The sequence below is a fragment of the Sphingobacterium sp. UBA865 genome (assembly GCF_002295765.1).
Lineage (GTDB): Bacteria > Bacteroidota > Bacteroidia > Sphingobacteriales > Sphingobacteriaceae > Sphingobacterium > Sphingobacterium multivorum.
On sequence record NZ_DBGB01000020.1, the window covers coordinates 144,691 to 166,396 of the forward strand.

Here is a 21,706-nt window from a genome sequence, read left to right on the forward strand (position 1 = left end):
CAGTACGAGTCCTTCGACATCCCTTCTTTCGAATCCTTCCAACCACATCATTCAAGCTGAAAAGCAGTTAGAATCGAAGCTGGATTAAAATCCTTCTCGTTGAGTATATTTGGCCGACGACGATCCTTCTCCAGATACAAAATAGTAAAGCCAACAAAAATAGAACTGCCTACAAAATCGCCACATGCTATGGACAAGGATTTTTCCGGTATGAGGTTCTCTTTATACTTCACATCATATTCCCATTCCGTGTCTTGAATGACGACAGATCTAAGTTGATCAAAATTGAATGCGAATGCTTGAAATTTGAATACAATGGCATTACATCTTTTAGGAAGGATCATGGCTCTTTTCATATCAAACTCCGGAAAAGATACCTTCAGTTTTTTCTTTTTGCTCAGTGAAATGGCAGGATCGATAAAAAGATAGTCCTGTGTTGGACAGTTTTCATTGAATTGAAAATTTACCAAGCGATCCAGTACACAGTTACTCAGTGTTCGACTGCGTTTTTCGCGATCAAGATTTGTCTTTATCGCACGGTAGATCTGCCTATTAAGGCGATTGCCCATCTGCCCATCGTGGAGCTGCTGATGGATTTCACTAAGATACGTTCGAATCAGTGCACCGGCACGGCTCACCGTTCCAAACTCCCGCCCTGCTTTTTTTGTATCTTCCTTTTGTTTGACAGGTTTTGGCCTACTCTGAACATAATTTTTGTCACCAACTTTTCTATTTACGAGAGGACCAACCAGCCCCCTGATAAATCCATTATCATTGACTCCCATACTTCAATTTACTAAGGGAAAGCCTGAAAACCAAACATCAGCTTGATTTTTAGTGATTTACAAATAGCAGTCAAACGAGGATTTTCAATCTTGCAATTTTCAAGGGTCTTTTTTGCAAATACCTTATAGCCAAATTCGCCTTATGTTCTGCCTGCTCCCAACTTGTAAAAAACGTACCAGCACAATGAAAGCACTTAAAAAGGTAGACTCAACGTGGACTCACTGTAGACTCACCCTGCATACAGGTCGAAGTCGACCACAATACGATCTCAACTTGGCATCCAAAAGGCCCCTCGGCCAACCGATGATCGACATTAAACAAACTCTTTGTCGGAAATGTAATCCATAAGCACCCCAGCTTGATCTCCAAGCTTCTTTTTCAAGCGCTGCATAGATTTTTTTATGGCGTCTGGAGTGACCCCCAATACATTGGCTACTTCCTTATTATTTAACCCCAGTTTCATAAGTACAATTACCCTCAAATTGGATTCCGTTATATCGCGAAATCTGGATTGTATATCCTGCAGTAAATTGGGAAATTCTTTTACAATCAATAATTTAAATTCCTGCCATTTCTCTTCAGTGATGAGATGTGACTGCAACAATATTTTTAGTTCCTCACGATCTTTTTCAACAACATTCCCTTTTTCTTCAAGCATAGCAGAAAGCACATTGATCTGTTCATTATTCCGCTTAAGGTAAGCGACGTACTCTTCCACCTGGCTTTTAGAGCTCACCAGTTCCCTGTCCAATTCCGCTTTTGTATACTTTAAATTAAGAAGCTGATATTCATAGTCACGTATCCGTTTTCTCGCACGGTATCGAACAGCATTATAAATAAAAAAGAATACCACCAGTACCAACAAACTTATTATGACCCATAATCGTCTCTCAGCTTGCTTTTTCTTAATAACAGCTTGCGCCAGCGATAACTTATCGGCATACTTTTGCTTATCGGCCATAAACTTCAACTGAGTCAATACTGGATCACCATCTAAAAAGCGCAGTGAGTCTTGGAGGCGTTCTATCCGTCTTCGTGCATTCAGCTCACGACCGATATCGTTACTTTGCATGGCCAAATTCAACTTGTGAATTTCCAGTTCAAGTATTGTCTTCTTATCATCCGAGCCTGACAAAAGCGATTCAGCTTCCGCAATCATAGGACGGACATCTTTCGTTTCCTTATTCGCTATATCTAAACGAATTCGCATCATTAAGGCGAAAATTGTATTTCTATCATTACCAAGTGATCTTGAGATCTCAAGATCCTTATCGAGGAGCAATAAGGCTTTATGGTAATCCTTCATCCCTTCGAACACAGCAGCCTGGTTACCTAAAATCTTCGCGTAGCGTAATGAGTCATTTTCTGAAAGTGCCAACGTCTGCGCCAATTCAAAAATTTTCATCGCCTGCAAGGTATCACCAGCACTTTTCAGCGTCAATACACCTAAATTGTCTAAGATTTCAGCTTTCAATCTCGGCGAAATTTGTTCTTGTCGTTGCCCTAAATCCAGATATTTAATTCCAGAAATATAATCACCTAAGGTTCCAAAAAAATAGCCAAGCTTCTTGTAAGTCTGTGTTAGGTCTAAAACAAGTTCTTTAGGTATATCTTCTAGCCCTTTCTCCCCTTCCAAAATAAAAGGTAATGCCTCAGAGGCTTTCAGGCATCGATATAGATAAAAGCCATACATTACTTTCACCCAAACCCGTACATTTTGGTAGCTATAGCCTTCTTCAAGGTCCAGCGCTTTCAAATAGTATTTATCACTAAAGTTGTTTCTTGTACCTTCATCATTAAACGACTGATCCGCCAGTAAACAATAATAGATTGCCAAAAGTGCTTTATCATTTTTTCGTACCGCCTGACTAAAATAGGGTGCAAGATACTTGCTCAACGACAGACTAGAGGATTGATACTGCGCTGATTCTTTTATAATTGTCTCGTAAAAGGTCTTCTCTTCGATCGAGGAATTGGAATCCATTAAATCCATCCCATAGACCACATGACAAGGTATGATTGTTAGGAAAAGAAAAAATAGAAGACATCGAAACATATTGGCGCAGGCATTGAATTTCGCAATAAAAATAAAAAATAATTTTAATTAAATCACCATGCGGCAAAATCAGCCCACTACTTATCAAAAAAACGATAAATATGATCTGGCGTAATGGCCTGCGTTAATTGGACATCGTATTCATTTTTATCTGCAATCACATCAATTGGATGAAAAAAAGATAGTCCAACACGTTGAACATCAACTTTGCAGGACGCAAAAAAACGGTCATAAAACCCTTTTCCGTAACCTACTCTGTAGCCCAAAAGATCAAAAATTAACAAAGGAACTATAATCATATCAATAAGCGATGAATTCACCTTAATGCCGGATACTGGCTCAGGAATACCCCAGTTGTTCGTCTCAAATAGGGTATGCTCATCCAATATGAAATGTTGCATCGAATAGTCCTCAAAATTAGATCGCGAAACGACGATCTTTATCTGTGGAAAAGATTCTTGAATATAGTTGATTATTAAATATGTATTGGGTTCGTGATATTTCCCTATGGGAATGAAAATATGCAAAAATTCGACCTCCGACAGATCAAGCTTTGTAAACTGCGAAAGTAGTCGTTCATTGAGCGTAGTTTCTGTCTCTACAGACAATTGACAACGCTTAGTTTTATACTCAAGCCGTAATTCTTGTTTCGATTTCATTTGTACAATAGTTATTTTTAAATTTTATTTCCCTTCTTCACCAAAATCCCCATTTAAGTCTACCACTTATGCCACGATTAATCAAAAATAGCATTCCTCCCAATTCAATTTTTATTTGATCTTCAAAAGCCATTAGAAATTCTTATTCTGAATCGAAAACCGTATGCTCAACTCAGTTGAAACTTTTGTAAAAAAAAACGGCCTTGTAGCGAGCGCTAACAAGACCGAATAATCAACCTAAACCTAAAATCTTTGTATTATTTTACGCGCTCGATATAATTACCTGTTTGCGTATCAACTCTTACTTTCTCACCTTGATTAATGAACAACGGCACCATAATTTCAACACCAGTCTCTACAGTTGCTTTTTTCAATGCATTTGTAGAAGTATCTCCTTTTACAGCCGGTTCAGTATATGTAATTTCCAACTCAACACTTTTTGGAGCTTCTGCCATGATAGGCTCATCACTTTCAAAAGCAATAATTACAGTCATTCCCTCTTTCAAGAAACGAGCTGAATCACCGAACAAAAATTTAGGAATATTGAATTGCTCGTAGGTATTGTTATCCATTACCACGAAGAAATCTCCATCCTCATACAAATACTGATAATCGCTAGTTTCTACACGCGCTATTTCTACAGATTCGTCAACTCTAAAACGGTATTCAACTAACTTACCAGTTTTAACATTACGCATTCTCGCTTGATAAAACGCGCGTAAATTACCTGGTGTACGGTGTATATATTCTTCTACGGATACTAATTCTCCGTTAAATCTTAAGATATTTCCTGATTTTACCTCTGATGCCTTAGCCATTCTTTGAATTGAACTTTAAACGGTTATCTCATTATTGAGTCGTCAAAAGTACAAAAACTAATTGTGTTATTAAAATTTCATTCGCTACTTTTTTTCTGAACCTGTTTGTTTTTATTGGCCGGAGAGAACCTTCAGTTCACTTTTGTAGCTGCTCATGATGATACAGTCTTGACGGTTTTATTGAAAGTAGCTATTTTTAATACAGGACAAGAACTTTTCGCCTATTTTCGATGTGATAGCAACAAATTGTTGATCTCCCTAAGGCTTAAAATCGACTATAGAAATACTTTCATCGCAGAATTCATACTCTTTTTTTTGGTTCGAACAGACGATAAACAATCTAGACTCCAATTTTGTACGCTCAATTAAACGAAGATACCATTGTTCACCCGCACTATCCAAATTACTTGTAGGCTCATCCAACAAAACCAAGGCAGATGCAGAACAACAAGCTAGCGCTAGCTTGACACGTTGACGCATACCTGATGAAAAAAAACGGATCTCTCTGTCAAGCGCATGTTCCAATCCCAATAGCTTTACAACAGTTGCTTTATCAAAAGAAGGAAGATAATTTTTAAATTTAAAATGAAAATCAATCAGCTCGTTTAAGGTAAATTCCTCGATCAGTTCAACATAAGGAGCTGCGAGAGACAGCTGCTGATATATCGTATCCACACCCAGGACTTGGTCTCCATCGGTGTAGATCAGTTCACCCGCTGAGGGTGTCAAACTACTTGAAAGCACTTTTAAGAAAGTGGACTTTCCGGAACCATTATGGCCAAGGATGGCATAACTCTTGCCGGACTCGAAGGTATAGTTTATATGCCTAAAAATCCATTCATTGTTATACCTCCTACCAATATCTTTTAATGTAATTTTCAAATTCACTAGAATCGACAAAGCGACTACATCGCTCTATTATTGAATCCTTTCATGATACCCCGGCCTGAGTTTCGAATAAAATCCAAAATTTCATCACGGATTTCCGTTGCCTGATATTCAGCTTCTATAATTTCTATTGCTTTAGCCAGATTTCTGTTTTGAACAAAAAGAATGCGATAAAGATTCTGAATCTCGGCAATTTGCTCTTCCGAAAATCCTCTTCTTCTCAATCCAACAGAATTAATACCCGCATAAGAAATCGGTTCACGCGCGGCCTTAACAAAAGGTGGAATATCCTTACGTACCAATGAACCACCGGTAACAAATGCATGCGAACCAATTTTAACAAATTGGTGAACAGCGACCATCCCAGCAAGTACAACATAATCGCCTACTGTAATATGTCCAGCAAGTGTACTGTTGTTCGAAAAAACACAATTATCACCTACTTCACAATCATGTGCAACATGACTATACGCTTGGATCAAACAATTTTTTCCAATGACCGTTCTATACCTATCCTTAGTTCCTCTATTGATTGTTACACACTCACGAATGGTTGTATTGTCTCCAATTTCGGCTGTCGTAATCTCACCATCAAATTTTAAATCTTGAGGTTCGCCAGAGATTACTGCACCGGGATATATTTTACAGTTTTTTCCAATTCGAGCTCCATCCATGATCGTCACATTTGATCCTATCCAAGTGCCTTCGCCAATGACGACATCTTTATAAATGGTTACAAATGGCTCGATGACCACATTTTTAGCAATTTTTGCATCCGGATGAATATAAGCTAATGGCTGTATCATCTATACTACTTTAGTTGTTATTTACTCTTACGATCTGTGCCATAAGCTCCGCTTCGCACACAATTTTCTCTCCTACCATAGCCACACCTTTCATTTTTGCGATACCTCTTCGGATCGGCTCCATCAAGTCGCATCTAAAAATAACAGAATCCCCTGGAGTTACCTGCGCTTTAAAACGTGCATTTTCAATTTTAAGGAATAAGGTCAACCAATTCTCTGGATCAGGGACCGTCTTCAGCACTAAAATTCCTCCTGTCTGTGCCATAGCCTCTACCTGCAAAACACCGGGAAATAATGGCGCACCAGGAAAATGTCCCATAAATAGATCTTCGTTCATGGTAACATTTTTCAAACCCACCACATGTGTTTCCGTCAACTCAAGAATTTTATCGACCATAAGCATGGGCTGACGATGCGGTAAAATCTTCATGATTTCTACTGTATCGTATAATGCAGGCATATTGGGATCGTAAACTTTAATTTTTTTACGTGTTTTATCTTTTTTGATCTGCTCCTTTATCTTTTTTGCAAAAGCCACATTCGCTGCATGACCTGGTCGTGCAGCCATAATATGCCCTTTCAAAGGTCTTCCGACAAGTGCTAAATCTCCAACCATGTCCAACAATTTATGTCGAGCAGGTTCATTTTGGTAACGCAATTGATTATTGTTTAATATTCCTTCCTTAGCAACTGCAACGGTTTCTTTATGAAAAAGATGCGCTAATTTCTGCAATTCCTCGGGAGAAGTCTCCTTATCCACAATAACGATTGCATTACTCAAATCACCACCTTTAATTAGGCCATGATCAACCAACATTTCCAATTCGTGTAAAAAACAAAACGTACGTGAAGAGGCTATTTCTGATTTAAAGTCCTCAATCGATGTTATTGCGGCATGTTGGCTTCCCAACACCGGCGAGTTAAAATCGATCATACAAGTCAAACGATACCCGTCCATCGGCATACCCAGTATTTCAACTTTGCGATCTGGCTCTGCATAATGGATATTATTGGATATCTCATAATAATCCCGGTCAGCATCTTGTTCTTCAAATCCCGCTTCCTCCAGCAACTTCACAAAAATAGCTGAGCTACCATCGAGTATGGGTATTTCAGGGCCATCAATATCAATCAGCACATTATCGATTTGTAAACCAATTAACGATGCCATCAAATGTTCAATTGTACTCACACTTGCTCCATTCTGCGTTATTGTCGTCCCTCTGGAGGTATCCGTCACATTATCCGCATCAACCAAAATTTCTGGTTGTCCCGCTAAATCTACACGTCTGAACTTAAACCAGTGATTTTCCGGAGCTGGCTTGATCGTCATCGATACAATTTTCCCTGTATGAAGACCTACCCCCGAAATTTCAACCTCGTTTTTGATGGTTCGCTGTTTTACATTCATTTCTAATAACATATTTTTAAATCAAAACTTCTTTTGACAAAACATTTATCCCTTAAGCTACATCGATGTTGCCATAGCCGTGCCTGGAATGCTTATTTCATCACCATTAAAGAACAGTTTATTTTCAATGAAAAATAATTATTTCAATTTTTTTTCTACTAACTTTTCTAACTCTTGGATTCGTTTTTCCAACTCAGGGAGGCGTGCAAAAATCACATTAGAACGCAATTGGGGCTGATAAGGCATCACCGGTGTACCGCCCCACTTTTTACCTTCTTCTTTAATCGATCTATTCACTCCTGATTGCGCCTGGATTTGAGAGCCCTTTGCAACAACAATATGACCAACAACCCCAACCTGGCCTCCTAAAACCACATGTTCTCCAATTTTTGAGCTACCAGAAATACCTGTTTGCGCTGCGATCACAGTATTCTTTCCAATATCAACATTATGTGCAATTTGAATCAAATTATCCAACTTAACACCATCACGCACGATTGTAGCACCCATTGTTGCTCTATCGATTACTGTATTGGCGCCGATCTCAACATTATCCTCCACTTGCACATAACCAATCTGAGGTACTTTTTTATATGTTCCGTCTTCTTGTGGTGCAAATCCAAATCCATCCGATCCGATCACAACACCAGAATGTACGACGACATTTTTCCCAATCTTACAATCATGATAAATCTTCACCCCTGGATAGAGTGTTGTATTATCTCCAATCGTTACTTTATCGCCAATATAGACCTGTGGGTAAATTTTCACGTTATCTCCAATGGAAGCTCCGCGTCCAATATATACAAATGCACCGATATAACCTCCTTGGCCGATCTCCGCTTCAGTATGTATAAAATGAGGCTCCTCACGTCCGCTTTTGTCAAGACGGAACTCATTATACATATTCAGAATAGTAGAGAAAGCAGCATATGCATTCTTCACCCGTATGATCGTTAAAGTCGGCTTAGTTGCTTGGGTCAATTGTAAATCTTCATTCACAATTACAATCGAGGCGTCAGTAGTATAAATAAAATGCTCATATTTTGGATTTGACAAAAAAGAAAGATCGCCTTTTTTACCTTCCTCAATTTTGGCAAGGTTACCTACAGTAACTTCTGGATTTCCTTCAATCCGTCCTTCTAATAATGTCCCTATTTGTTGAGCAGTAAATTGCATGGTACAAATCTATGTTTTTTTATTAAAAAATAACTACTTGATGGAAGTAATTGCAACATATCCCACCTCTTTTGGATAACATAAGGCGTATTTAGCCACATTTTTCGATAGTGCTTCTAAATTCCCTAGATCAGAAGCCTCTGTTATATCCACGAGCTCACCGGATTTCAATAATATTTTTATTTGATCCTTGGAAGAATTATAGGCACGGTTTTGAATTTCCTGCATAAATACATAATAATGAATATCCTCCTGAGCCACACCCAGCTCAGCTTGTACTTTCGATTTCACTAAATCTACATATGCTGGCGAGAATGGTTTATTGCTCATGACAGAGCGATATAGATTACGTTTCATAACGCGCTGGCACATTGTACTTAAAATAGAATCCTCATGATGTTCCCATGTTTTTATCGCAGACATAATATCCGTATCATCTAAACGAGTAAACCAATCCAAATGTAACGGATCATCCAAAAAATTAGTTTTGTTGACCTGCTGGCTTAAAAACCAATGAAAAGCCGGGGTAGAAAAGAGCTTATGACCAGTAGCCGTTAAATATTTTGCCCGCTGCAGAATTTTAATCAATAATTGTTCAGCACCGATAACGGTCTTATGTAAATAGACTTGCCAATACATGAGCCGTCGTGCAATCAGGAATTTCTCCACAGAATACAGCCCTTTATATTCCACCACGATTTCATCCGCCACGACATTGAGCATTTTTATGATACGATCAAATGAGATCACGCCTTCCGATACACCGGTAAAAAAACTATCTCTATTGAGGTAATCCATTCGATCAACGTCCAATTGGCTCGACACCAATTGATGGAGAAATCTGCGTTCATATTTATTGTTAAAGATTGTAATTGCCAAGCTTAACCTTCCGTCCAAATCCTGGTTGATACGATCCATCAACAGGGAGGACAATAACTCATGTGAAACTCCTTCAATCAAACTATGCTCCAAAGAATGGGAAAAAGGACCATGACCGATATCATGCAGCAAAATTGCCGAAAGAACAGCCTCCTCTTCATCCGCAGAAATGATGACACCTTTACTCCGCAAAGTTTCCAAAGCCATTGACATCAAATGCATCGCCCCTATAGCGTGCTGAAAACGAGTATGTAAAGCTCCGGGATAGACAAGATGCGTCATGCTCACCTGCTTAATATAGCGGAGCCTTTGAAAATAAGGATGTTGCACTAAGTCGAAGACCAATCCTGTAGGAATAGCGACAAATCCATATACCGGATCATTAATAATTTTATTTTTGTTCAACGTGGCGACAAATTAATACGATCATCAACACTATAAATTAGGAAACCGAGCGCTTTAATTACGAAGCCTTGGGTAACACTAGTATAAACTTAAAACAAAGATAGTTAGTTCACCGTTAAGAAATGTTAAAAATAAAATCTAAAGCACGATATTTGCTTATGTTAGCATGAGATCGAAAATCCGATCCTCCCCTCTACTAATAGACATATAATAACAAGATGCAAAAAACACATATCCTTTGGGCTGACGATGAGATTGACTTTCTAAAACCACACATATTATTTTTAGAAAGCAAAGGTTACAAAGTTGACACGGTCAACAATGGAAATGATGCCGTTGAAGCCTTTAAGAATGGTTTTTTCCACCTCGTTTTCCTAGACGAAAATATGCCTGGGCTAACCGGGCTCGAAACACTTGCTATACTCAAATCGATCAACCCTACTGTCCCTGTTGTTCTGGTTACAAAAAACGAAGAAGAACATGTCATGGAAGATGCCATCGGCTCCAAAATAGATGATTATCTGATCAAGCCGGTCAACCCCAAGCAGATCTTGATGACAATTAAAAAATTAACGGAGAACAAGCGTCTTGTCAATGAGAAAACATCCATGGCCTATCAACAAGACTTCCGCAATTTAGGGATGATTCTAAATGACAATTTGGATTTCAATCAATGGTCAGAAGTCTACAAAAAATTGGTCTACTGGGAATTGTCTCTCGAAAAGCTTGAAGATAACAATATGCATGAAATTCTGACGATGCAAAAATCCGAAGCAAACATGCAATTCTCAAAATTTATTGAAAACAACTATATACAATTGATTAATCGTCCCGAAAACGCGCCCATTCTATCCCACCAGCTATTTAAGAAGAAGGTATTTCCGACCATAGAAGATCATATTCCGACATTTTTCTTTCTAATAGACAATTTGCGTTTCGATCAATGGAAAATTATCAATGAGGTCATTACCGATTATTTTAGACTTGAGGAGGAGATAACCTATTACAGTATTTTACCAACAGCAACACAATATGCTAGAAATGCCATCTTTAGTGGCTTAACTCCACTGGAAATGGAAAAACGCTTTCCGAAATTATGGCAAAACGATGAAGATGAAGGCGGCAAGAATTTATATGAGGATAAATTTTTGGAAGATCAGATCAAACGACTTTACCGCAAGTCCATAAAACACTCCTACACGAAAATTTTGACCCTGGAACAAGGAAAGGATGTGTTAGACAATCTTGGTAATTTGATGCACAATCAACTGAATGTATTGGTGTATAACTTTGTTGACATGCTTTCTCACGCACGTACAGACAGCTCTATGATTCGTGAATTAGCAAACGATGAAGCGGCATATCGCTCGCTTACATTGTCATGGTTTGAACACTCACCTTTATTAGAGGTTATAAAATGGCTCTCTCAAAAGAAAGTTCGTGTGATCATTACAACCGACCACGGCACGATCCGGGTAAAAAAACCAAGTAAAATAGTTGGTGACCGCAACACAAATACAAATTTGAGATATAAGCAAGGGAAAAACCTGAACTATATTGACAAAGATGTTTTTGCTATCAAAAATCCCCACGAGGCACAGCTGCCTAAACTTCATGTAAGTTCAACATACGTTTTTGCCAAAGAAGATTCGTATTTTGTTTACCCTAACAACTACAATCAATTTGTCAATTACTTTAATGGAACATTCCAACATGGTGGAATATCGCTGGAAGAAATGATTATCCCCTTTGCGACATACCTACCGAAATAGTAATTTTGCAACATGGAAATTATTGTAAATACCACAGCAGATCTATCTCAAGCGGCTCAGACACTTTTAAATAGTTTTCCAAAGGACCGGATTTTTCTATTATATGGTTCCATGGGAGCAGGAAAGACAACTTTTGTAAAACACCTGTGTAAACAATTGAATGTACAAGATAGTACATCTAGTCCAACATTCTCCATTGTTAATGAATATGAGTCTCCAGCTGGCCCCGTATATCACTTTGATTTTTACCGCATTAAAGATGAACAGGAGGCATTCGATTTTGGTTATGAGGAATATTTCTATTCCGGTGCTTATTGCTTTGTTGAGTGGCCGGAGAAAATCCCCAACTTACTTCCTGAAGAAGCAAAAGAGATACATATTAGCATCCTAGATGCAACAACACGTCAAATTTCTATTCGTTAACTACCTTTTTTTCGACTCCCTACTATGGCTCATTCATCCTCTTGTCAATATATTCCAACTGATATCCATGTGCCCGGATTAGCGGCTATACATGCCGAACACTTGAGCTTTTCCTTTCATGAGAACAATATGCAGTTTGCTGTTGAAAATAGTTCTTTCGATATCGACGAAGGAAAAATAACAGCGATCATTGGTGAATCTGGTAGTGGAAAAAGTACCTTGCTTAGACTTATATACGGTCTTTTGGAACCAACTGGTGGCATTGTGCGCTATAAAGGTTGGCAGGTCCCGACGCGCAAGGACAAGCTGATCCCCGGACATGATGCCATGAAATTAGTCTCGCAAGGCTTTGACGATTTGAATACGTATGCCAATGTATGGGATAATGTTGCTTCCCAATTGCCAAACACAGATATCAAACGCAAACAAGACAAAACTGCGGAAATATTACAACGTCTACGGATTGATCACCTCGCTAAAAAAAGAGTAGCCGACATCAGTGGCGGAGAAAAACAACGCGTCGCAATCTGTCGTGCACTAATCAACGAGCCTGAAGTCTTACTTATGGATGAACCATTCAATCAGGTCGATGCCTCTTTTAGGGATACCTTACAACAGGACATCAAGGATATTGTTAAAGAAACCGGGCTAACCGTCATTTTAGTTTCACACGATCCGACGGAAGTACTTGCCCTGGCAGATAATCTTATTGTGATGAAATCTGGCAAAATCCTGGATCAAAACAACCCACATGTGTTGTACAGCAATCCATCGCACCCTTATACTGCCCAATTATTGGCAAAAAGCAATATATTACAGGTTGAGCAAGCTCAAAATTTAGGCATAGCAAGCGAAAAACCAATCGCGATACATCAAGAATGGATCTCAATCAGTCCTGCTGAGCAGTCTACTTTTTTTGTGAAAGATGTCCGATTCAGAGGTTTTTATTATGAAATCGTCGTCAGCAATAATGAGATTAACTTACATGCGATTATTACATCGCAAATAATTCCACAAAAACAACAGGCTGTTGACCTAACAATATCCCACTGGATCTCTTTTGACCATTAATTGCATAGCTTAGTCCTGTGTATCAAGCCAAGATAAAAATGCGTCAAACCATAACTTATCCGAAGTTTTGTTAATTAATCCAAAACCGTGTCCCCCTTGCTCAAAGGTATAAAGCTTGTTGGGTACTTTTGACTTGTCCAGAGCAGCAATCATTCTATAACTGTTTTCTATCGGTACAGCTGTATCGTCTTTGGCATGTACAAAGAAAACCGGACAAACTTCAGGAGATACCTGCAAATTGGAAGAAAAAAGGTTGATTTGGTCTTCTGAAGGGTTTTCTCCGATGAGATTTATACGCGAACCTTTGTGTGTGATATCATTTTGCATAGAGATTACAGGATAAATTAATCCAGCAAAATCAGGTCTTAGGGATACATGTGAAGGATTCACTATATAGTCTTTCTTAAACTTCGTTATTAAAGTGGAAGCCAAATGTCCGCCTGCGGAAAATCCGATAACCCCCACCTTTCGAAGTCCGGGGTGCAGGGTTCTGATCAATTGCATTGCCCGCTGCGCGTCCTGAAGAGGCCCTATAGATTTGTCACGCATGATATTCGGCGAAGGCAATCGATATTGCAAAACATATGCCGAATACCCATTTTTCACCAACTCTTTAGCAACGGCATGTCCCTCATGATCCATTGCGATATGAGCATACCCGCCCCCAGGAATAACCAGTACGGCGATATTTTTATCGACACTTTTATCTGCTGTATAGGCAAATAGCTTGGGGACGTTCTTTTCTAAATTTACCTGCTCTTTATCAGTCGCATTTGGAATAGAATCTGCATAAAGGTTGATTGCCTCCTGCGCTTTAACAAGCGAGATCAAGGAACATAAAATCATAAAAACTTTTTTCATTTAAATAACATTTAAAAAAGATCGCAAAATTATATTTACTAGAAATATCCTTCCATTTTACATGCAACATCTGCATGGAGTAGATCAAGAAGCAGCTGGATACGCTTAGAATTTATAACGAAGAGACGACTAATAAATCTAAATCCTTTGCTGTCATATTAAACCTGGAGGCCATATCTATATTCGTCAGATTACCTTGATACAAATAAATGGAACTTCGAATACCAGGGTTCTTCCAAATGGCATTTTTCAATCCCCCGAGTTCAGCAAAATCGAGTAAAATCGAAGTGAAGATATTGCTCATGGCATAGGTGGCTGTTCGCGCTACCCGAGACGCTATATTAGGAACACAATAGTGAATAACATCAAATTTCCGAAAGATAGGTTTATCGTGAGAGGTCACCTCCGAAGTTTCAAAATTGCCCCCTTGATCAATGCTTACATCTATAATAACGGAATTGGGTTTCATTTTAGAAACGGTCTCTTCCGAAATCACGCAAGCGGAACGTCCATTAAGCGCTCGTAAAGCACCGATAACAACGTCTGAACTGATCACGGCTTTGTTTAAAATAATAGGTTGTATAACAGATGTAAACACAAGACTACCCAGGTTATTTTGTAGGCGTCTAAGTTTATAAATCGAATTATCAAATACTTTTACCTCTGCTCCTAGCGCCAAAGCCGTCCGAGCAGCTTGTTCACCAACGGTCCCTGCGCCGATAATAACAACTTCGGTCGAGGCTACCCCGGTAACGCCGCCGAGCATCAGTCCCTTGCCTCCAAATGCATTGCTCAGATACTCTCCAGCAATTAAAGTTGCCGTCGCCCCTACGATTTCACTCATAGCACGAACCACAGCTAGGCAACCGCCCTCATCTCTTAAATATTCGTAAGAAATTGCGGTAATTTTTTTATGCATTAATGCCTTTAAGACATCCAAGTTCATAAGTGAAGGTTGCTGAGAAGATAATAAAAGCTGTCTTTCTTTCATCAGCTTGACTTCACTAATTACAGGGCTGCCAACCTTGATGATCAGATCCGCTTGGTACACTTCTTCTCTTGAAGATACAATACGGGCTCCCTGCTCACTATAATGGTGATCCAAAAAATTGGCTCCTGCTCCTGCTCCCGTCTCAATGATTACTTCGTGCCCATTTTCTACCAATAATGCAACCGCTAATGGTGTCAGGCAAATTCGCTTTTCCTGAAGCGAGATTTCTTTTGGAATGCCAATAAATAAACTTTTTGCATTCTTTTTCTTCTCAAACAGCATCTCTTTTGGAGAAATCATAGCCTGACTCGCAAGCTTTCCTAACTCATTCATCTTGTAAAATTGATCGTTAGCTAAAATTACAATAAATAATCAATCTTATCAAACGAAGATAAATTTGTTTTGGCACAGCTTTGGAATGAAACAAATTTATCTACATTTGTTTTAAATTAATCAGATATAATACCATGCTCAGTAAAGTCAATATAGTGCCACGGTGGATCATTTTTTTATTGGACATCTTTAGTGTATCCGTCGCTTATCTCCTCGCAAATGTCATTTATTATGATTTTAATTTCGATTTTTTACTCGATATTGATTTTAGCATTCGTTACATTTTATTTATCGGTGTATGTTCTTTGTCGTTCTATCTCTTTAAAATGTATACTGGGATCGTGCGTTACACAAGCGCCATCGATTCCATACGTATATTATCAACGATAACATTCAGTGTGTTTGTTCTCCTCGTTATAAAACTAGTTATCCAAGCAAATGAAATCGAGCGCAACATTCCAACGGCACTCATTATCTTCTTTGCCCTATTCTCCTTCCTTATTTTAACTGTATATAGAACAATTATTAAGATTTTCTTTCTATACACCAAAAAAGTCAACGGTTCCAGAAAAAAAACACTGATCTACGGAGCTGGTGATTTGGGGATTGCTGTAAAAAGAACCTTAGACCATGATGTACGTTCCAAAAATGCTATTGTAGGATTCTTGGATGATAATGATCAAAAAATCAACAAAGTAATTGATGGGACCAAAATTTACTCTTCTCAAAAGTTTAGCCACCTCATTAACACACTAAATATTGAAGAGGTCATCATCGCGTCACACAACATCCCTTCGGACCGCAAAAATGAAATAACAGATGTCGCGCTCGAAAAAAACGTCAATATTTTAACACTTCCGCCCGTTAAAAAGATCATGAATGGCGACCTTAACCCCAATCAGATTCAGAAAATAAAAATTGAAGATTTGTTGGAAAGGGAGCCGATCAAGATTAACGACGACCACATCTTAAGCCAGACGAAGGGCAAAAGAATCCTGGTTACTGGAGCAGCCGGTTCTATCGGAAGTGAAATTGCAACCCAATTGGGAAGATACGAGCCCCAGATGATTATTCTTTGTGACCAAGCAGAGTCCCCCTTACATAATCTCCAGCTTGACCTTCAAGATGAATTCCCAAATCAAGTCTATCATACTTATATAGCAGACGTCCGAAGTACAAAAAGGATGCAATTGCTTTTTGACACGTTCAAGCCGCACTATGTTTATCATGCGGCAGCATACAAACATGTGCCAATGATGGAAAACCATCCTTTGGAAGCGGTACAGACCAATGTTATGGGAACAAAGAATTTGGCGGATTTAGCCGTAGAATTTCAGGTTGAAAAATTTGTCTTTGTCTCTACCGATAAAGCTGTAAATCCCACGAATATCATGGGGGCGACAAAACGTATCGCAGAAATCTATGTACAATCGTTAAACAATCATTTGGAAAATACATTGGGGGCAAGTGTTCACACCAAATTTATAACAACACGCTTTGGCAATGTCTTAGGCTCCAATGGATCTGTTATCCCCCGATTCAGGGACCAGATTCAAAAAGGTGGCCCTGTAACCGTTACTCATCCAGAAATTACACGGTATTTTATGACCATTCCCGAAGCATGCCGACTAGTCCTTGAAGCTGGAACAATGGGACAAGGTGGCGAAATTTTTGTCTTTGATATGGGTAAATCTGTAAAAATAGTAGAGCTAGCTAAAAAAATGATTCGCCTTTCGGGATTTAAACCGAATGAAGATATTGAAATAAAATTCACGGGATTAAGGCCTGGTGAAAAACTATATGAGGAATTACTAAATGATTTAGAGAATACCTTACCGACGCACCACGAGAAAATCATGATCGCCAAAGTCAGAGAAAATAATTATGATAGGGTGTGTATGAAAATCGGAGAATTGCAACAGCGTTTAGCGACGCAGAACAAAAACGAAGTTGTCTATCAAATGAAAATTATTGTACCTGAATTCAAAAGTAAAAACTCCATCTACGAACAGCTAGATAAGGAAATTGAACTATCGAATGAGTCGGAAAACCAAAGTTAATTCACGTTAAAATTTGCAAAACACTTGCAAATTTGCTCGAAAAGTGTATTTTTGCAATCCATATTTTACTGATTAGTAATGTCTAAAAACACAAATAATACAAATCAAGGTTTCAAACCTTCAAAAGGATCTTTTTTTCAAGATAACCAAAAAAGTGTCGTGTTCATTTTAGGTGGTATCGTTGTATTGATCTTACTTTATTTTGGTTATCAAAAGCTTTATCTAGATCCAAGAGCAGAAGAAGCTTCGAATCGTATGTACAAAGCAGAACAGCTTGCTACAATTGATTCGTTACAAAGCAAAGCAATCATGGGCGATGGTGCATTTCTTGGATTTAAACAAATTGCGGACGAATATTCCAATACAAAATCCGCAAATATTGCAAACGCATATTTAGGAGGTTTGTATTTGCGTCAAGGTAAATTCGATGAAGCTGCAAAAGCGCTTGAAAAATATGCTCCGACAGGAAGTCAAATTCTAGATCCACTCGTAATTGGTTTAACAGGTGATGCTTATTCAGAATTAAAAGACTACAAAAAAGCTGCAGACTACTATAAGCAGGCTTCTGAAAAATCAAGCAACTCGTATACAACTCCACTCTTTTTGAAAAAACTAGGACTTGTATATGAAGCCCAAAATGACTACAAAAGTGCAGAGACAGCTTACAAAAAGATTAAAACAGATTTTCCGGAGAGCCAAGAAGCTTCAACAATTGATGGTTTATTAGGCCGTGTACAAGCACATTTATAATAGAATAATTATAAAAATATACTAAAAAGAGGCTATTTGATAGCCTCTTTTTTTGTGACCATCTAAAATCACTATCTTTGTTCCTATTATGGCAAGTAGCATTAAAAATTTATCCGACTTTTCGCATATTCAGGTTGCGGATGCAAGTCCATTCAAATTTGCAATCGTTGTTGCACAATGGAATGCAGAAATCACAGGTGCATTATTGAATGGTGCAATTACAGGCTTAGAGAAGCATGGCGCTCAAGAAAAAAATATCCAAGTCATCGAGGTTCCTGGAAGTTTCGAATTAATTTCGGGAGCAGATCTTGTGTTCAGAAACCAGAATTTTGATGCTGTTATTTGTTTAGGCTGCGTCATTCAGGGTGAGACGAGACACTTTGATTTTATCTGCGATGCAGTTGCAAATGGCATTGCCAATGTAGGGCTCAAATACAATAAACCGGCCATTTTTGGTGTATTAACTACTGATAACCTTCAGCAAGCATTGGATCGTGCTGGTGGAAAACATGGCAACAAAGGTGAAGAAGCTGCTATTACAGCAATACAAATGGCTCATATTGCCAAAAAATTCTAGTTTGGTATTAATTTTGCCTACCATTCAATGATGAAAAGTATTACTGAGCACAGCTTATTACTCAGTTACTTATATTTTATACAAATCGATTAATAACATATTCAGTTATCTTATTAATCGATTTTTATTTTTTCACTGGAATAAATTGTTATTGAATTGTTTTGATTGTATTGTAAATCAGATGTACAACAATCGATAGTTTTATAGACAATGACGCAATGATGAAGTTTATCCCGATCAATTTTGATACGGCTTACTTGATGATTGTTTCTTAAAAAAATAGGATTATGAAAACATTATCGAATGTACTCTTGGTCGTTATGCTGACGTTATTCTGTCAGCTGGATCTAGTGGCGCAAGACGATAGTCTAAACAAGCAGATTTGGCAAAGTATTGGTGGCCAGGAAAAATGGGATTCTTTGCAATATTTGGCATTCTCAGCAAAGGGAAATACCATCTCCGACCAATTGTCAAAAGAAGAGCGAAAATTCTTGTTCAATCGCAGCACCGGAGCATGTCGATTTGACGGCTATAGCGCCACAGATCAGGTGACCTATCTGTTTAATTTTAAGAATCCAGGGGCCGATAAACTCTTTATTGGAGGGAATATAGCTGGAGATGGGCCAGAGCTAAAAAAGTCAATTAAAAACCAGCTATTTTCGGATCTCAATCTACTACTTTTACCCACCTTGATCGGACAGAAGAATGTGCAGCTAAAAAGTCAGAAGGAAAGTTTCAGCGCTGGACAAAAATTAACGATAGCAACTATCAGCTCGTCAGGCACTATCTTTGGTTCAAAGATGGATGGTTTGCTTTACATTGATCAAAATACCGGTGAGATTGTACGTTACGAATACACAGATAAGGGCGAAAAAAACACTTATGAAGTGAGCAAATATAAGGAGATTGGCGATGGTATACGTTTACCTAGTTTCTTCAATTCGACAAGCAATGACCAAAAGAGTTGTATATTCTCCGCTATTTCGTCTTTTGTACAAGTAGAACAGAAAAAATTTACAGAACTATAATATGATTAACTGGATAGAATTAAATACAGAGGAACAGTTACAGGAGCTTTATCAATCTGATAAAGTTGCAGCCATCTTTAAACATAGCACGACTTGTGGTATCAGCAATATGGCTAAGCGCAGTCTTGAGCGTATGTCTGCGACTTCAGACCATGATTATGCAATCTATCTTTTAGATCTTTTGCGCTACCGTCCATTATCAAATGAGATTGCCCAACGTTGGAATGTAACACATCAATCCCCTCAGATACTGATTGTTGAAGGAAAAGAAAGTCTATATGATGCTTCCCATGGCGATATCCAATTTGGTGAGATTGAACAATACCTGACGGCAATTTAAATAGTATAGGCCGTAATCGCTGTTCAATAAAAAATAGTTAACAAAATTTATCCCAAGGGGTTAATATGTTATATTGATCCCTTGGGATATATTATGATGATGAAAACAGCTGAATTGGCTATTTATAAATTTCTACTGTTATCTTACCGTCTTTGGTCACGGTACCCCGGTACATCCCGGCAGTATTAAAAGGCATAGCAACATGTCCATTTTTATCCAGTGCGATCAGGCCGCCATTTCCGCCCATTTCACCAATCCGATCGATCACTTGCCGGCTCGCCTTATCAACATGCTCACCTTTGTATTCCATTAAAGCCGACACCGAATATGCAGCCACGGTGCGGATATAATATTCTCCCCATCCAGTACAGGAAACAGCACAGGTATTATTGTTCGCATACGTTCCAGCACCAATAATTGGCGAATCTCCGACACGTCCAAACTTCTTGTTTGTCATCCCTCCTGTAGATGTACCGGCGGCCAGGTTACCTGCTTTATCCAAAGCAACACAACCAACTGTACCAAATTTAGCATCCTTATTGATGATTCCTAAACGTGAGCTTTGTTTTTGATCGTGATCTAGTTGTGTTTGCGTACTGTCCTCCCTGTTCACTTTCTGCAAAGCATCCCAACGTGCTTTAGTCCAAAAATAAGAAGGATCTACGATGGTTAGCCCCACTTTTCTTGCAAATTCTTCGGCACCTTTCCCCACCATCATAACGTGCTCAGACTGTTCCATCACCGCTTTTGCTGCTGAGATTGGATTTTTGATCGTCGTCACTCCTGCAACTGCGCCCGCAGCCAAGGATTTACCATCCATGATCGAGGCATCCAGCTCGTTTCGTCCGTCATGTGTAAAAACCGCTCCTTTCCCTGCATTAAACAAAGGTGAGTCTTCCATCACATGGATAGCCGATTCGACGGCATCCAAACTGGATTTACCTTCTTGCAACTTTTGATAGCCTATACGAAGTGCTTGCTCTAAGACAATCCGATAAGCTTGTTCCATCGAATCTGTCATATTCTTTTTCAAGATCGTCCCCGCTCCACCATGGATCGCCAAAACAAATCCGCCCTCTGTCACGTTTACAGATTTTTTATACGACTTACAGGAGATAGCCAACAGGGCTCCCGCAATTATCACAGCACTTATCTTGAGCTTATTCATCTTCTTTCTCCCACCATTCTGAAGATTGTAAATCATCTATCTCACGACGGTCTTTTTTCGTAGGACGCCCTGTACCGCGATCGCGTTTTAGGACAGGAGCATGAAATACGGATTTAAACCCTACCGTTTCTTCTACAGGCGTCTGATCTTCGTAGAATTGAACAGCAGTCTTGGCGTCAACACGACGGTCTAAAAGACCTGTCACCTGCACCACTTTTTTTTCAATTCCCTTTTGGATATGGTATACATCTCCGATCTTAACTTCATAAGAGGGTTTTATATTTTGGCCTTTGAGTTTTACTCGTCCAGCCTTACAGGCCTCTGTTGCCAAGGTTCTTGTCTTAAATAAGCGAATTGACCACAAATATTTATCAATTCTCAATTTTTCTGATGTTCCAGCCATATTTACAAAAATAATTATATTCAGAAACTATCGGGGCCCCTT

Annotated in this window: 21 protein-coding genes; 8 read left to right on the plus strand and 13 right to left on the minus strand. The window is 38.8% G+C overall.

Going from position 1 to position 21,706, the window contains the following annotated elements; genetic code table 11:
* Window positions 1–47 precede the first annotated feature (47 nt).
* From B2O97_RS11465 to B2O97_RS11505, 9 genes are all read right to left on the minus strand, one after another.
* On the minus strand, window positions 48–785 hold the full coding sequence (locus tag B2O97_RS11465; protein WP_286767407.1) for a hypothetical protein: 738 nt from the start codon (window positions 783–785) through the stop codon (window positions 48–50).
* 314 nt (window positions 786–1,099) lie between these two features.
* Window positions 1,100–2,770, minus strand: coding sequence for a helix-turn-helix transcriptional regulator (locus B2O97_RS11470; protein WP_286767408.1), 1,671 nt, complete (start codon window positions 2,768–2,770; stop codon window positions 1,100–1,102).
* Window positions 2,771–2,919: 149 nt separating this feature from the next.
* A complete protein-coding gene (locus tag B2O97_RS11475) occupies window positions 2,920–3,501 on the minus strand; it encodes a 5-formyltetrahydrofolate cyclo-ligase (RefSeq protein WP_286767409.1) in 582 nt (193 codons plus the stop codon).
* A 257-nt stretch (window positions 3,502–3,758) separates the two neighbouring features.
* Complete coding sequence (efp, locus tag B2O97_RS11480) at window positions 3,759–4,319, minus strand: elongation factor P (RefSeq protein WP_046674772.1); 561 nt, start codon at window positions 4,317–4,319, stop codon at window positions 3,759–3,761.
* A 258-nt stretch (window positions 4,320–4,577) separates the two neighbouring features.
* The gene (locus B2O97_RS11485; RefSeq protein WP_312194204.1) at window positions 4,578–5,207 is read right to left on the minus strand and encodes an ABC transporter ATP-binding protein; all 630 of its coding nucleotides are present in this window, start codon (window positions 5,205–5,207) and stop codon (window positions 4,578–4,580) included.
* A 17-nt stretch (window positions 5,208–5,224) separates the two neighbouring features.
* Complete coding sequence (gene lpxA, locus B2O97_RS11490; RefSeq protein WP_070561692.1) at window positions 5,225–6,013, minus strand: acyl-ACP--UDP-N-acetylglucosamine O-acyltransferase; 789 nt, start codon at window positions 6,011–6,013, stop codon at window positions 5,225–5,227.
* A 10-nt stretch (window positions 6,014–6,023) separates the two neighbouring features.
* Complete coding sequence (locus B2O97_RS11495) at window positions 6,024–7,424, minus strand: bifunctional UDP-3-O-[3-hydroxymyristoyl] N-acetylglucosamine deacetylase/3-hydroxyacyl-ACP dehydratase (RefSeq protein WP_175441947.1); 1,401 nt, start codon at window positions 7,422–7,424, stop codon at window positions 6,024–6,026.
* 138 nt (window positions 7,425–7,562) lie between these two features.
* Window positions 7,563–8,603, minus strand: coding sequence for a UDP-3-O-(3-hydroxymyristoyl)glucosamine N-acyltransferase (gene lpxD, locus B2O97_RS11500; protein ID WP_046674769.1), 1,041 nt, complete (start codon window positions 8,601–8,603; stop codon window positions 7,563–7,565).
* A 33-nt stretch (window positions 8,604–8,636) separates the two neighbouring features.
* Complete coding sequence (locus tag B2O97_RS11505) at window positions 8,637–9,887, minus strand: HD domain-containing protein (protein ID WP_070561694.1); 1,251 nt, start codon at window positions 9,885–9,887, stop codon at window positions 8,637–8,639.
* A 218-nt stretch (window positions 9,888–10,105) separates the two neighbouring features.
* Here B2O97_RS11505 and B2O97_RS11510 point away from each other — a divergent pair, with 218 nt between their 5' ends.
* From B2O97_RS11510 to B2O97_RS11520, 3 genes are read left to right on the plus strand one after another with little or no spacing between them, the layout of a single operon-like run.
* Window positions 10,106–11,659, plus strand: coding sequence for a PglZ domain-containing protein (locus B2O97_RS11510; RefSeq protein WP_286767410.1), 1,554 nt, complete (start codon window positions 10,106–10,108; stop codon window positions 11,657–11,659).
* A gap of 12 nt (window positions 11,660–11,671) precedes the next feature.
* The gene (tsaE, locus tag B2O97_RS11515; protein ID WP_070561699.1) at window positions 11,672–12,082 is read left to right on the plus strand and encodes a tRNA (adenosine(37)-N6)-threonylcarbamoyltransferase complex ATPase subunit type 1 TsaE; all 411 of its coding nucleotides are present in this window, start codon (window positions 11,672–11,674) and stop codon (window positions 12,080–12,082) included.
* A 24-nt stretch (window positions 12,083–12,106) separates the two neighbouring features.
* Entirely contained in the window at window positions 12,107–13,153 is a 1,047-nt protein-coding gene (locus tag B2O97_RS11520) for an ABC transporter ATP-binding protein (RefSeq protein WP_070561701.1), read from the plus strand.
* A gap of 9 nt (window positions 13,154–13,162) precedes the next feature.
* Here B2O97_RS11520 and B2O97_RS11525 read toward each other — a convergent pair whose 3' ends face one another.
* Both B2O97_RS11525 and B2O97_RS11530 read right to left on the minus strand, forming a co-directional pair.
* The gene (locus B2O97_RS11525; protein WP_070561704.1) at window positions 13,163–14,014 is read right to left on the minus strand and encodes an alpha/beta hydrolase; all 852 of its coding nucleotides are present in this window, start codon (window positions 14,012–14,014) and stop codon (window positions 13,163–13,165) included.
* A 112-nt stretch (window positions 14,015–14,126) separates the two neighbouring features.
* Window positions 14,127–15,338 (minus strand): alanine dehydrogenase, encoded by a 1,212-nt coding sequence (locus B2O97_RS11530; protein WP_286767411.1) that lies wholly within the window; start codon window positions 15,336–15,338, stop codon window positions 14,127–14,129.
* Between the two features lie 134 nt (window positions 15,339–15,472).
* On the opposite strand from B2O97_RS11530, the gene B2O97_RS11535 reads away from it, so the two are divergent.
* From B2O97_RS11535 to ytxJ, 5 genes are all read left to right on the plus strand, one after another.
* Window positions 15,473–17,398 carry a polysaccharide biosynthesis protein gene (locus B2O97_RS11535; RefSeq protein ID WP_070561708.1) on the plus strand — a complete coding sequence of 642 codons (1,926 nt, stop codon included), beginning with the start codon at window positions 15,473–15,475 and terminating at the stop codon, window positions 17,396–17,398.
* A 78-nt stretch (window positions 17,399–17,476) separates the two neighbouring features.
* The gene (locus B2O97_RS11540; RefSeq protein ID WP_046674761.1) at window positions 17,477–18,148 is read left to right on the plus strand and encodes a tetratricopeptide repeat protein; all 672 of its coding nucleotides are present in this window, start codon (window positions 17,477–17,479) and stop codon (window positions 18,146–18,148) included.
* Between the two features lie 88 nt (window positions 18,149–18,236).
* Window positions 18,237–18,725: a 6,7-dimethyl-8-ribityllumazine synthase gene (gene ribH, locus B2O97_RS11545; RefSeq protein WP_070561710.1), complete on the plus strand. Its 489-nt coding sequence runs from the start codon at window positions 18,237–18,239 to the stop codon at window positions 18,723–18,725.
* Between the two features lie 287 nt (window positions 18,726–19,012).
* Window positions 19,013–19,753, plus strand: coding sequence for a hypothetical protein (locus B2O97_RS11550; RefSeq protein WP_286767412.1), 741 nt, complete (start codon window positions 19,013–19,015; stop codon window positions 19,751–19,753).
* 1 nt (window position 19,754) lies between these two features.
* Window positions 19,755–20,093 (plus strand): bacillithiol system redox-active protein YtxJ, encoded by a 339-nt coding sequence (gene ytxJ, locus B2O97_RS11555; protein ID WP_286767413.1) that lies wholly within the window; start codon window positions 19,755–19,757, stop codon window positions 20,091–20,093.
* 118 nt (window positions 20,094–20,211) lie between these two features.
* On the opposite strand, the gene B2O97_RS11560 is transcribed toward ytxJ, so the two are convergent.
* Entirely contained in the window at window positions 20,212–21,261 is a 1,050-nt protein-coding gene (locus tag B2O97_RS11560; RefSeq protein ID WP_083295785.1) for an isoaspartyl peptidase/L-asparaginase family protein, read from the minus strand.
* Entirely contained in the window at window positions 21,254–21,664 is a 411-nt protein-coding gene (locus tag B2O97_RS11565) for an RNA-binding S4 domain-containing protein (RefSeq protein WP_070561714.1), read from the minus strand. Before B2O97_RS11565 ends, B2O97_RS11560 begins: the two co-directional genes overlap by 8 nt.
* Window positions 21,665–21,706 lie beyond the last annotated feature (42 nt).